Source organism: Sodalis sp. RH24 (assembly GCF_047324145.1).
Classification (GTDB): Bacteria; Pseudomonadota; Gammaproteobacteria; order Enterobacterales; family Enterobacteriaceae; genus Acerihabitans.
Map to the genome: position 1 here is coordinate 1,100,274 of NZ_CP178729.1, position 13,030 is coordinate 1,113,303.

The following is a 13,030-nucleotide window of genomic DNA, read 5'->3' on the forward strand; positions in this document are numbered from 1 at the left end:
CATAAAAAAGGCGCCGTTAAGGCGCCTTGATAATCGACTCTATGTTACGTTACTTGACGGCAGCCGGCTGCGTTGCCGGTTGTGCGCTTTCGGCCTTAGCCAGATCCAATGCGATATGCACGGACTCGTCCAGGTAGGGATCGGGTTCGTGGTAATCCTTAGGGATAGCGTCCAGCGTCTTCACCGGTTTTTTACCCTGCCGCACCAGGCGTTCGTTGGTGCGCTGCAACCGTATGGCATCGTCCTCGTGATTTTCTTTCTCACGCTGTACCAGATTAAGGGAGACGATATTGCGCTTATCCTTCAAGGCGTGGAAACGGGCGATGTCCTGAGCGATATACTGGAATTCAGGATCGGCGGCAATCCTTTCCTGATGCGCTTTCAACAGCTCGGAGGAGAAAGGTTTCAGGTCACCGGTCTTGGTGAACGTGGCCGCCTTGATGCTGTCCCAGGGCAACGCGTTATCTTCAAATTTTTCACCGGTTTCAATGGTCTCGTCGCCGGTGGGCATGATGATGTCCGGCACCACCCCTTTACGCTGGGTGCTACCGCCGTTAACCCGGTAGAACTTCTGGATGGTGTACTGGATGGAGCCCAGCGCCGGCCAGTCCGGGCGCAGCATCTGATCGTAGATCCGGTTCAGGGAGCGGTATTGCTGTACCGTGCCCTTGCCGAACGTCGGCTCGCCGACGATCAGCGCCCGGCCGTAATCCTGCATGGCGGCGGCAAAGATTTCCGATGCCGACGCGCTGAAACGATCGACCAGCACCACCAGGGGGCCTTTGTAATAAACAATGCCGTCGTTGTCGCTGTCCTCGCGGATTTTGCCGTTATTGTCGCGCACCTGCACCACCGGGCCGCTGGGAATAAACAGCCCGGACAGGGAGACGGCCTCGGTCAGGGCGCCGCCGCCGTTGGTACGCAAATCGATGATGACGCTGCTGACGTTCTGTTTTTGCAGTTTCTGCAGCTGTACCTTGACGTCGTCGGTCAGGCCGACATAAAAACCGGGTATATCCAGTACGCCGACTTTCTGGCCGCCCACCTCTTTGACGGTGAGTTTCACCGCGCGATCCTCAAGACGGATACGCTCGCGGGTGACGGTGACGATGCGGGTCTTGGTGCCCTTGCCCGCCGGCAGTATTTCCAGACGGACCTTGCTGCCCTTCGGACCTTTGATCAGGGACACCACGTCGTCGAGCCGCCAGCCTATGACATCCACCATCGGCTTGCCGGTCTGGCCGACGCCCACCACGCGATCGCCGACGGTGATGGTTTTACTCTTCGCCGCCGGCCCGCCCGGCACCAGCGAATTAATCACCGTGTAATCGTCGTCCATTTGCAGCACCGCGCCAATGCCCTCCAGGGACAGGCTCATCTCGGTGTTGAACTGTTCGGTATTGCGCGGCGAAAGATAATTGGTATGAGGATCGATTTCATGGGCGAAGGCGTTCATGACCAGCTGGAACACATCTTCACTGTTGCTCTGCGCCAGGCGGCGGATGGCGAATTGATAACGTTTGGTCAGCACATCGCGGATTTCGTTATCATCCTTGCCGGTGAGCTTAAGGCTCAGCTGATCGTATTTAACCTTGGCGTCCCAGAGCTTATTTAGCTCCGCTTCGTTTTGCGGCCAGGGCGCCTTGCTGCGATCGAGCTCTATGGTATCGTTGCCGGTGAAATCCATCGGTTTGGCCAACTGGGCCAGGGCATATTCATAGCGTTCAAAACGCCGCTTCTGCGCCAGGTTGTAGAGTGCGTACGGCACGTCCAGCTTACCGCTTTTCAGTTCATCATCCAGCTGGTTTTTCTTATCCGCGAACTGCGCGATGTCGGAGGCCAGCAAGACATTATGGCTGTAATCCAGCATGTTGAGGTAGCGGTCGAAAATCTTGGCCGAAAACGCATCATCCAGATCAAACTGGCGATAATGGGATCGGGTGAAACGTGCGGTGACGCGTTCGCTGACGGTCTCTTGTTGCGCTTCTTCGTGAAGCTGGGGAATCTGGTCGGCGCGGGTGATTTTATTATCATTCGCCGATGCCGATCCCGCCAGTAACAACCCTGCAATTGCAGTTACTCTGACAAATTTGTTCATGCCCTGGTCGGCCTCCGTATCAGAACTGCAGGTGTTCTGCGCGCACAATCAAAGCCATCCCGGAAGAAAGCTGCACACGTACCCCTTCTTTGGCAATTTCCATAACCGTTGCTTCCATGGGATCTTTGCCCACCTTGACTTTGATTGCCTGGCCGATATGCAATTTTGATATATCGGTAACCGGTACCTGGCGCGCCGGAGCGGCCTGTTTAACCGGTTGTGATGCCCGGACGTTCTTAGCGTCGGTCTTGGCATCGCTCTTGGGACGATTGGCTGGGCGCGGCCTGCGCGGCGCGGCGGCGTCCTGGCCTTTTTTGGCTGCGGCGGCCTCGTTGGCCGGCGCGGCGCGGCGCGGTGCCGGCGCTTCGCCATTTTCGCGTTTTTTCGCCTGCTGGGCGGCACGTTGCTGCTGGACCCGTGCCTTGGCTTCCTCAAGCTGTTTGCGGGCATGTTCTACATGCTGCGCTTCCAATTCGCCACAGGGATTACCGTCAAGATCGACACGCTGGGCACCGAGTTTGATGCCGTACAGGTAACGCCAGCTTGATGTATAAAGCCGTAAAGCGGAACGCAACTGCGTCTTGCTCAGGCTGTCCTCCCCCTGGATGCGCGCGACCAGATCGGCAAAAATACCAATCTTCAATGGCCGTGCCTCGCCCTCGGCGGTGAAACAAAGCGGAAACCGCTCGGCCAGAAAGGCGATGACTTCTTTATTACTGTTCAACTTGGGTTGATTTTCCATGAATTTTCCTGATTACAACGGGTTTGCCAACCAGCGCAGGCATGAACAGGCGTCATTATAATGACGCCATCGGCAAATGCCACGTTATCTGTCTATCAATATAAAGTATTATTGATAAAACGTCGCAGATCGGTGTGCTCCAACTGCTGACAAAGCCGTTCCACCAAGGCTTTCAGCCCATCCTCGTCGTCCTGGTCGAAGCGATGGTAAATCGTGCTATCGATGTCCAGTACCCCAACCACGCGGCCGTCGAGGGTAATCGGCAACACGATTTCGGCATTACTGGCGGCGTCGCAGGCGATATGTCCGGGGAAGGCGTGTACGTCATCTACCCGCTGGATCCTGTTTTGCGCCACCGCGGTGCCGCAGACGCCCTTGCCCACCGGTATGCGCACACAGGCCACTTTACCCTGAAAAGGGCCCAGCACCAGTGTATCACCGTCAAGCAGATAAAAACCCGCCCAATTAACGCCATCAAGATGTTCGAAGAGCAATGCGCTGCAGTTGGCCATCGCCGCGATAAAATGCGTCTCGCCCTCGATCAGCGACGACATATTTTGTAGTAATTCAGCATAGCATTGTTGTTTTTTCATATTAAAACCAATAAATGAGCTAATCTTTCAAATGCCGGCCGTCAGGACCGGTCGCAATACCTTAAGCAATAAATGCCCACGGCCACAAGATTAACCCGTTATGACTTCACAAAGCCAGTATCCGCAGGTATGTTTGCGCAAACCTATCCGGCACTATCATGCCGGTGGCGATTGCCGTTTGATGGAATAAGAAAGGCAGGCATGATGGCGCGTAACCCCGCGAAGCGTCCCGGAATATGAAAATACAGCACATCCATTGCGCTCTCCCCCAGGGCCGCGATCAGCGCTGCGCCCAATGCGACGCGTTATTCATCCTGCCGGAATTAAGCCAATATCAGGATGCGTTCTGCCCGCGCTGCCGGGCAAAGGTGGCGGTGGGCAACGAGTGGGCCATTAACCGGCTGGCGGCCATGGCGGCGACCATGCTGCTGCTGATGCCGTTTGCCTACGCCGATGCACTGATTCGTGTGCGCCTGCTGGGAACCGCCATCAGCGCCAACCTGCTGCACGGCATCTGGCAGATGGCGATGCAGGGGGATCCCATCACCGCCAGCATGGTGGCCTTCTGCACCATCGGCGCGCCTTGCACGCTGGTGTTTTCCCTGCTGTACCTGTATTTCGGCCAACGGCTGGGCATGAACCTGCGCCCGGTGCTGCTGATGCTCAACCGGCTTAAAGAATGGGTGATGCTGGATATTTACCTGATAGGCATGGGGGTGGCGGCCATTAAGGTCAAGGATTATGCCGCCGTGACCACCGGCCTGGCGCTGCCGGCGTTTATCGCGCTGACGCTGTTAAGTATCATGACGCTGACGCATTTGAATATCGGCCAGTTATGGGAACGGTTTTATCCGCAGCCGGCGCGGCTGGCATTTCGTACCAATACCGCGGCCCTCAGGGTTTGCCTGGCCTGTAATTTTACCGGCTTAGCCGATGTGCGCGGGCGCTGTCCGCGCTGTCACGTGCCCTTGCGCGCGCGGCGCCGCCACAGCCTGCAAAAATCCTGGTCGGCGCTGATTGCGGCGATGGTGCTGCTTATACCCGCCAACCTGCTGCCGATTTCGATTATCTATATCAACGGCAGCCGCAACGAAAGCACCATCATGGCCGGCATCATTTCGCTGGCGGCGGACAATATCCCGGTGGCGGCCGTGGTGTTTATCGCCAGTATCCTGGTGCCGTTCATTAAAGTCGTGGTGCTGCTGACCTTATTAATCACGATTCATTTCAATGTCCGGCACGGCTTGAAAACACGTATTCGGTTATTACGTTTCGTGACCTGGATCGGGCGCTGGTCAATGCTGGATTTATTCGTTATCTCCATCACCATGTCGCTGGTGGATCGCGATCAGTTATTGGCCTTTACCATGGGACCGGCGGCGTTTTATTTTGGCGCCGCCGTTATTTTGACAATTCTTGCTGTCGAGTGGTTAGACAGCCGTTTGATATGGGATGCACATGCAACAAACGCCGACTACACCGACTAGCGCGGCCGTCAGGAATAAACGCCGCATATCGCCGTTCTGGCTGCTGCCTTTCATCGCCCTGCTGATTGCCGGCTGGCTGGTCTACAGCACCATCCAGGAACGCGGCTCCACCGTGACCATTGATTTTGTGTCCGCCGACGGTATTGTCGCCGGCCGCACCCCGGTACGCTATCAGGGCGTGGAAGTCGGCACCGTGCAAAATATCAAGCTGAGCGACGATTTGAAAAGCATCCGGGTCGAGGTCAGCATCAAGCGCGATATGCGCGACGCGTTGCGCAAAGGCACCCAGTTTTGGCTGGTGACCCCAAAGGCGTCGCTGGCAGGGATTTCGGGACTGGATGCGCTGGTCGGCGGTAATTATATCGGCATGATGCCGGGCAAAGGCGAAGAGGAAAATCATTTTATCGCCCTCGATACCCAGCCCAAGTACCGGGTGAATACCGGGGAACTGCTGGTGCATCTGCATGCGGATAACCTGGGTTCGCTTAATACCGGCTCGCTGGTGTATTACCGCAAGCTGCCGGTGGGAAAAGTCTATGACTACGATGTTTCCCGCGACCAAGGCGGCGTCAATATCGATGTATTGATTGACAGGCGCTTTACCGATCTGGTGAAAAAGGAGAGCCGCTTCTGGAACGTTTCCGGCCTGAAGGCCGATGTGGATTTCCATGGCGCCAAACTGGAGATGGAAAGCGTGGCGGCGCTGGTGAACGGCGCCATCGCCTTTGACTCCCCCGCCCAGGGCGAACAGGCCCGGTCCGACGACAATTATATCCTCTATCCCGACCTGTCCCACAGCCAGCGCGGCGTGATAATCACCCTCGACCTGCCTGATGGACAGAATCTCAGCGAGGGCCATACCCCGCTGCTATACCAAGGGCTGGAGGTGGGGACCCTGACCAAACTGACGCTGGGGAAAGATAAAAAAGTCACCGGCGAACTGACCATCAATCCGTCCATTGTCGATTTAATGCGCAGCGGCACTCGTATCGAAATGCATACGCCGCAGCTGTCGTTGAACAACACCAATCTCAGCAGCCTGCTTAGCGGCGTAACGCTGGAACTGGTGCCGGGCGGCGGCGAGCCGCAGCAGCATTTTACCCTGCTCGACAGCAATCATATGCTATTGCAGGAACCCGGCGTGCGCACCTTTAGCCTGACCGCGCCGCAAAGTTACGGCATCGACAGCGGCCAGCCGCTGACACTGCACGGCATCCCGGTCGGTAAAGTGGTGAGCCGCAAGCTGGTCGACAATCAGGTCGTGTTCGAGGCGGCGATCAAACCCGACTATGCGGATCTATTGCATAAAAACACCAAATTTATCGTTAACAGCCGGGTCGATGTGAAGTTCGGACTGGACGGCGTGCGGGTGCTTGGCACCAGCGCCCAGGAATGGCTGGACGGCGGCATCGTGGTTATTCCGGGCAACCAGGGGGCGCCGCTGGACCAGTATCCCCTTTATGGCAACCGGGAAATGGCGGAACAGGGTATTCAGGGCGACAAGCCCGCCCCGACGCTGACACTCACCGCCGATAGCCTGCCCGATATCCAGACCGGCTCCATTGTGATGTACCGCAAGTTCCAGGTGGGTGAAATCATCGACGTACGCCCGACGGCGAAAAGCTTCGATGTCGATGTCTATATCCATCCCCAGTATCGCAAATTACTGACGCCCAATAGTATTTTTTGGGCCGAGGGCGGCGCGCGCATGCAGATTAACGGCAGCGGCATTACCGTGCAGGCTTCGCCGCTCGACCGTGCGCTGAAAGGCGCCATCAGCTTCGATAACCTGGACGGAGCGGTGCTGGCGAAAGGCGCGCCGCGTAAACTGTATGGTTCGGAGAACGCCGCCCGCGCGGTAGGCAGCCAGATCGTCCTGCGCACCTATGATGCCAGTAAGCTGTCCCCGGGCATGCCCATCCGTTATCTGGGGATCGATATCGGCCAGTTGGAAACGTTAAAACTGTCCACCGAAAACAGCGAGGTTATGGCCCAGGCCGTGCTTTATCCGGAATATGTGCAAACCTTCGCCCGGGTGGGAACGCATTTTTCCGTGGTCACCCCGGAGATTTCCGCCGCCGGCGTCAATCATCTGGAAACGCTGCTGCAGCCCTATATCAACGTCGAGCCCGGCCGCGGCCAGGCGACGCGTAATTTCGAGCTGCAGCAGGCCACGATTACCGACTCACGTTACCTGGACGGCTTAAATGTCGTGGTCGACACCCCCGAGGCCGGCTCATTGCAAATCGGCACCCCGGTATTATACCGCGGCATCGAGGTGGGCACCGTAACCAATCTGTCGCTGGGTTCGCTGGCGGATCGGGTTTATGTCGCCCTGCGGATCAGTAAGCAATACCAGCATCTGGTGCGCAATAATTCGGTATTTTGGCTGGCATCCGGATATGATCTTAAATTCGGTCTCACCGGCGGCTCGGTAAAAAGCGGCACCTTCCAGCAGTTTATTCGCGGCGGCATTGCCTTCGCCACCCCGCCGACGACGCCGCTGGCGCCAAAAGCCGCCACCGGTAAGCATTTCGTCCTCAGCGAGGAAGAGCCTAAAGAATGGCATGAATGGGGCACCGCCATTCCTCCGCAGGGTTAAACAGCGCCGGTTGCGCTTGGAATAAGGTCAGAGTGCGCAAGAGACCGGAACGGGTGTGATGGGTAATAAGGCTAAAGGCGCCTTTACGATTATCCCGTCATACCCGCGCTTGCTGGTTTGCCCTCTTCCCATCGGGCGCGCGCTTTTAGCGTTTTGTGCGATCTTGGCTATGCTTAATACGTAGCTTGCCTCAGGAATGACCCTGGCGAGACAGCGTAGAAGGGCTAAAAATATGACCAAGACTACTGTCAAAATAGGAAGTTTCGAAGTCGACGACGCCGAACTCTCCGCCGGAGCGGATCGCAATGTCCAAAATCTCCTGCGTATTCCCTGTAAATCCGACCCCGATCTCTGCAAACAGCTTGACGGTTGGGATGAACATACCAGCATCCCCGCGATCCTCGACGGAAAAGAACAGGTGCTGTTCCGGCAACATTACGATCATGATAATGATGCCTGGATTATGCGCCTGGAATAATAGATTCAACCCCGCTGCACGGGCGGGCTATTCCCGCCGGGATACACCGTCGCCAGGGTTATACCCCTTTGCCGACCACTATCCCTCCTTCGCTATTGTTGTGCCCCCGCTGCAGACCCAGGGCGTAGATGCGCGCCCCATTGTCTGCCGCAGCTGGGCTATACTTCACGCTTACCAGAGATAAACCGGCAACAGGCCGGATGGCATTGTGTAAAGGGCTACCCGTCATGTATGCATTAATGATTTTTATCTGTTACCTGGGACAGGATTGTGAGGAAGTCTTCATTGGCGCCTATCGCAGCGAGACGCAATGTTTGTCGATCATGCGGGAACAGCGGTTGCGTTACGGCGGGTGTTATCCCATCGAACGGTTTATTGACGGCATCTGGCTGCCGGCCAGTGAATATGCCGATTTTTAAGCGGCAAAAAAAAAGTCAGCCCGAAGGCTGACGACTAAAGACAGTCAGGGAATATGTTACTGAGGGTTGAGTGCTATTCTACCGATCCCGGCCAACGCGGCAACCTATCGCTACGATAGCCGCGGGCGCCACGAACGGCCGCCTATGGGTATGTTTTATCAGCGCTACAGGAATACGTTATGATCAACAGTTTGGCTGAATTGGAACAGGTGCGCAGGGAATGTAAAAAAATGGTCACCCGCCGCGCCGGTTTATCCGCCGGAGCCGCGGTTATCCCCATCCCAGGTTTCGATATCGGCACCGATGTGTCGCTGCTGATGGCGCTGCTGCCGGCCATTAACGAGAAATTCGGCCTGTCGCCCACCCAGATTGAGCAATTGCATCCCAACCGCAAAAAATACACCCTGGTGGCGATCACCGGTATTGGCAGCCGGCTTATCGGCAGCACCGTCACCCGTGAGCTGGTAAAAATGGTGCTTAAACGAGTGGGTGTGCGGGTGGCCACCAAGTCGGTGGCCCGTTATGTGCCGATTATCGGCCAGGCCGCCGCCGCGGGATTGAGTTTCAGCGCCATGAAAGTCCTCGGCAACGCCCATATTGAGGATTGCTATGAGGTATTGAAACAGGTGCTGGAGACGCAGCCCGTGGAAAAGGCGGATTTTATCACGCGGGTCAATACCCGTGTCGCCGGACCGGGCTCAGATAGACAGTAATGGCTTATGGTAACGTTTTACGATATTTGCCCACTCCATGCTGGCGACGGGCACATTTTCACCGGTAAACATGCTCTTCGCCTCGTTTACCGGTCCAATCAATTCATCGAGAACCACACCTATGCGACGCGAAGGGTGGATTTGTCCCTCTATCAAATAGGCGGTTGAGATACTTTTAACCCGGAAAAAACGATCGGGCTGGTAGATATGCTCGAGACCCACCATCTGATTATTATCGCCTCTGATTACCAAGGGTATCGCCTGCCGGGCGTTTTCAATTTTATAATACACAATGGCCTGCCTGCGTTGGTCGCCCGCCAATCCTTGCCGATCGGCGCTGGCGGTTAATAACTTGGCAAAATTATCCCCGGGCGCGACGGTCAGAAAGGTAGGATAATTGGTGACTATATCCCCTGGGGCGATGATATCCGCCCAGGGAATGCTCTCGGTTGCCGGATACTGTCCCACCGCCAGATAGCTTCCCTCTTGCCTGGGAAAAGGGTGTTGCAGGGCACCGGTTAAATCCTCGTAAAGTAACCGGTCCGTCTGCGCCCACCTCTCCAGCGGTACCTGATGCCACAGATTTTCATTGATGCTGCTTTTGGCGCGCGAAAAACCCGTCAGATCCAACAGCAGGTTATTGTATTTATATATTTTTATGCCATTGGCCTCCAACGACCACAAATGCAATGCGATGGTCTGGCTTACCGACAGGGTTTGATAGACAGCCTGATATTGCGCGTAATCCAGGGGAGCCTGGGTAAGGGGAATACCCATTTCAGGGAACAATAGCGCTTCGCTTCCCGGATCGCCATAACGCGAGATATGCGCCGTACACTCCACGCCATAAAGAGAATGAGTCACCAGGGTATCGACGCTGGCCTGTTGGTTCCAGAGTCTTGCCGCCCGGCCCGCGCCACGGCCGCTCAGACCGGTATGCAGAATATTTTTTAAGCGCGTCGCCGCCGCTACGGGCACAGCCTCCAACCTGTTACCTTGCGCCAGAATATATTTTATCCCGAAGCGGTCGCCGGTTTGCGGATTGATCCTGACATAGACCGGCTGGCCAAGATAACGATCACCACCCAGTCTGACGATCGGGATATCACGCTCGAATCCCGCCAGGCGCCCGGTTTCAAAATGTTCGATACCGGCGGGCAGCGCGTCGCTCAGCGCGCTGCCGTCCAATTTCAGCATCAGCTTTTCCATGGTCGGGCTATGGCCGCGCAGTAATTTGGCGGCAAGACGTACCTGCAGCACTGACGCTTTACCCAGCATGCCCGCCATTTCAATACCGGGGTCTAAAGACCGGGCCAAAGCCAGCAGCATGCTGGTCAATGCCTTGCGGTCAAGCTCTTCGGCCAAGGTGGCCATGGCCACGTTGGCAAAGGATCGCAACCCCGCGCCCATGGCGATTTTCAGGCTATTTCCACCTGCGAAGCCGGCCATCCCCACACGCATTGAGGCCAGGCCGCCCATCCCCGCTTTTGTCAGTATCCGTGATGACAACGCTGCGGATTGCCCCGCCAGTGGGATGAAATTCAGGCCGTCCACAACGCAGGAGATTAGGGCCTCCTCCTGCCGGTGCGGGTTCCATTCGACACAATGATAAAATGGAATAAACGACAGCAGGAAACGTCTGAATGCTTCATGCGTGGTTTCCTCATATCCCCGGGTATAGAGCTGTGCGGCCAGTTTTTTTCTATGCTGCTTCACCAGTCTTTCGCTAACCGCGGCCAACGTTTCTTCAGGGGTTTTATAGAGGCCTTGCGCATTTTCACCGGCGTAGATATTAAGCCGATAATTTTTATCCGCCCCGGCCAGATTTTTTTTCATCAAAGAATAATAATTTTGCTTATCACGATCGATGCGTCTGATCCAATAGCCCGATTCATCGCGCCCCAACGCAAAAATCCGTTCCTCGCCGTTGCTGGCGGCCAGCAAAAGTTCGATGCCCGGCAAAAGCGGCACAGCAGGTTTCGCCCCGACGATAAAATATTCTACCGGCAGGCCGGTCTGGGGATTAAGCTCGGAAAAATCCGCTCCCGCCCGGCGGATTGTCGACATGGTGAAAAATTGCAGCTCCGGCGCCGGCAGCGACGTGACGGCATCCAGGATCAGCAAACGGTCGATAATGGCGAATTTATCGGCAATATCCTGGTTTTGCGCCGCGAAAATCTTATTAAGGTCAGGAAGATTCTCCAAAGACTTAGCGCTCTGGCGGCTGGCGGCCCCGGGCGGACAGGCGTAGCCGCCGGGATAGCTTTTGTAAACGGCCACCCTGCGCGCAGATTCATCCTTCGTCAGGCCGCCACAATGTTTTGTTAAGAGGTCCCCGGCCAGCTCCGTGCGCGACTTATATCCACTTATAGCGTCGCCGAACTGTTTAAACGGATTAACCGCTTTTTCCCTGGCTTTGCCGGATGAAAAAAAAAGCATCAGCGCATCTTGTTGGGTAGCAGCCGCGCGCACATCAATCCTACGGGCGGCATCCCTGTCTTCATCCAGCCTGGCGCTCAGATAGTGCATCAGCGCGGGGAACGTAAAAAGATCAATCAGACCGGCGGACAGCGATCCCATCATCATCAGCGCCGATAATGTGCAGCCGATTTCGATGACTTCGGCCGCCGCCATATCGCCGATGTCCACCGTGCTTTTAGCGGCAAAAGTAAGTCCGATATGCAGATAACACCAGTCCAGCGTGCCGAATACAAGCGCATGCGGGGGGATATCCTCCCGGAAAAAAAATAATGTCGGCAGGACCGGCGCGACAATATGATCGATAAGGTAACGATAACAGGGTGATTCACCGGTTGCCGCCGAACCGGCCGAAGCCGCCCCGTCGCCATTGAATAAGGCAAGCATGCTGTTAATGACGCCGCGACCGGCCTCCATATTTAAACCTGCTGAACCAAAGGCCGGATCCCGTGCCCCGGACGCCAGGAGACCCAGCATCTTCCGGGCCATGAAGCTTTCGATATCCGCCCCGAATATATTTTCCGCCATCCAGTCACTCACCACCTTGCTCATGGCGTTTCTGGTCAGCCTTTCACCCGGAGAAGCGCCGTAGAGACCGGAATCCAGCAACAAAACATAGGCGATCCTGGCCCTTCCATCGGGTGTGGCGATAAGAAAACGCGCCGTTTGGGCCACGAGATTCATTGCCGGAGGGAGTTGAGGGTTGCCGGTAGCCATGGCATGCCCTGAAAGCTTATCCAGTAACCTGGCTATATTTTCATTTTGCCGCCTCAAGTCGATGATAGGTTTATTATTCGACCAGCCCTTATTACGCTGTTCAATATACCGTGCCGCACGGATATCCTCCGCAGTATGAGGATCCGGCCCTTCTCCGGTCAGAGGTAAATCACGCCGCACCCTGGTTTCGGTATATTCCGGCGACACATCGGTTGCCTGGGGCATTTTATACCCCGCCAGCGCGTTTTTCCCCGCGGCATCCCCCGGCGGCGCGCCGGATGATTGATGCGGGCGCGCCAGCAAACCATAGGCATAAAGCAGTCTCGCGCCGATGTTTTTCACAGAGTTATTTGCGTACGCTGCGGGCGGCGCGACCCATAAGCTGGAATCATTACGCGCGAAATCTAATACGCCGAAAAGCATTTCGGCACCTTGCCGCTGGCGGGAGGTGATGTCATTGGACAATAATAATTGATTAATAGCCGGCTGATTTGCTTGTCGATGAACTGTGAATAATCCCATTCGATTTCCTTATTAAATAAACAGCATGCCTTATGAAGTTATTAACAAGTGATTTATCTAGAATGTAATATTGTGCATTACGTGCTCGCCGGTGCGATAAGTCGCCGTATCGCTAGCGCTGGGTTATGGGAAATACCTGACATTAAGCCGACCCCTTTAAACATTGGTTACAATAAACGTA

General features: G+C 55.8%; 9 protein-coding genes. 5 read left to right on the forward strand and 4 right to left on the reverse strand.

Annotation, left to right across the window (positions count from 1 at the left end):
* Nucleotides 1-49 precede the first annotated feature (49 nt).
* From prc to ACL2XG_RS04940, 3 genes are all read right to left on the reverse strand, one after another.
* Nucleotides 50-2,098, reverse strand: coding sequence for a carboxy terminal-processing peptidase (prc, locus tag ACL2XG_RS04930; protein ID WP_413722758.1), 2,049 nt, complete (start codon nucleotides 2,096-2,098; stop codon nucleotides 50-52).
* A gap of 19 nt (nucleotides 2,099-2,117) precedes the next feature.
* Nucleotides 2,118-2,840 (reverse strand): RNA chaperone ProQ, encoded by a 723-nt coding sequence (proQ, locus tag ACL2XG_RS04935; protein ID WP_413722757.1) that lies wholly within the window; start codon nucleotides 2,838-2,840, stop codon nucleotides 2,118-2,120.
* Between the two features lie 95 nt (nucleotides 2,841-2,935).
* Complete coding sequence (locus tag ACL2XG_RS04940; protein ID WP_413722756.1) at nucleotides 2,936-3,433, reverse strand: GAF domain-containing protein; 498 nt, start codon at nucleotides 3,431-3,433, stop codon at nucleotides 2,936-2,938.
* 236 nt (nucleotides 3,434-3,669) lie between these two features.
* Between ACL2XG_RS04940 and yebS the strand changes: the two genes are divergently transcribed.
* From yebS to ACL2XG_RS04965, 5 genes are all read left to right on the forward strand, one after another.
* The gene (gene yebS, locus ACL2XG_RS04945; protein ID WP_410015308.1) at nucleotides 3,670-4,920 is read left to right on the forward strand and encodes a membrane integrity lipid transport subunit YebS; all 1,251 of its coding nucleotides are present in this window, start codon (nucleotides 3,670-3,672) and stop codon (nucleotides 4,918-4,920) included.
* Entirely contained in the window at nucleotides 4,892-7,522 is a 2,631-nt protein-coding gene (locus tag ACL2XG_RS04950; protein WP_410015309.1) for an MlaD family protein, read from the forward strand. The genes yebS and ACL2XG_RS04950 overlap by 29 nt, the downstream gene beginning before the upstream one ends.
* A 232-nt stretch (nucleotides 7,523-7,754) precedes the next feature.
* A complete protein-coding gene (locus tag ACL2XG_RS04955) occupies nucleotides 7,755-8,000 on the forward strand; it encodes a DUF1480 family protein (RefSeq protein WP_410015310.1) in 246 nt (81 codons plus the stop codon).
* Nucleotides 8,001-8,227: 227 nt separating this feature from the next.
* On the forward strand, nucleotides 8,228-8,419 hold the full coding sequence (locus ACL2XG_RS04960; RefSeq protein ID WP_410015311.1) for a YebW family protein: 192 nt from the start codon (nucleotides 8,228-8,230) through the stop codon (nucleotides 8,417-8,419).
* A 179-nt stretch (nucleotides 8,420-8,598) separates the two neighbouring features.
* Nucleotides 8,599-9,132: a hypothetical protein gene (locus tag ACL2XG_RS04965; RefSeq protein WP_413722755.1), complete on the forward strand. Its 534-nt coding sequence runs from the start codon at nucleotides 8,599-8,601 to the stop codon at nucleotides 9,130-9,132.
* Here ACL2XG_RS04965 and ACL2XG_RS04970 read toward each other — a convergent pair.
* Nucleotides 9,118-12,669: a hypothetical protein gene (locus ACL2XG_RS04970; protein ID WP_413722754.1), complete on the reverse strand. Its 3,552-nt coding sequence runs from the start codon at nucleotides 12,667-12,669 to the stop codon at nucleotides 9,118-9,120. The two genes, ACL2XG_RS04965 and ACL2XG_RS04970, sit on opposite strands and share 15 nt — an antisense overlap.
* Nucleotides 12,670-13,030 lie beyond the last annotated feature (361 nt).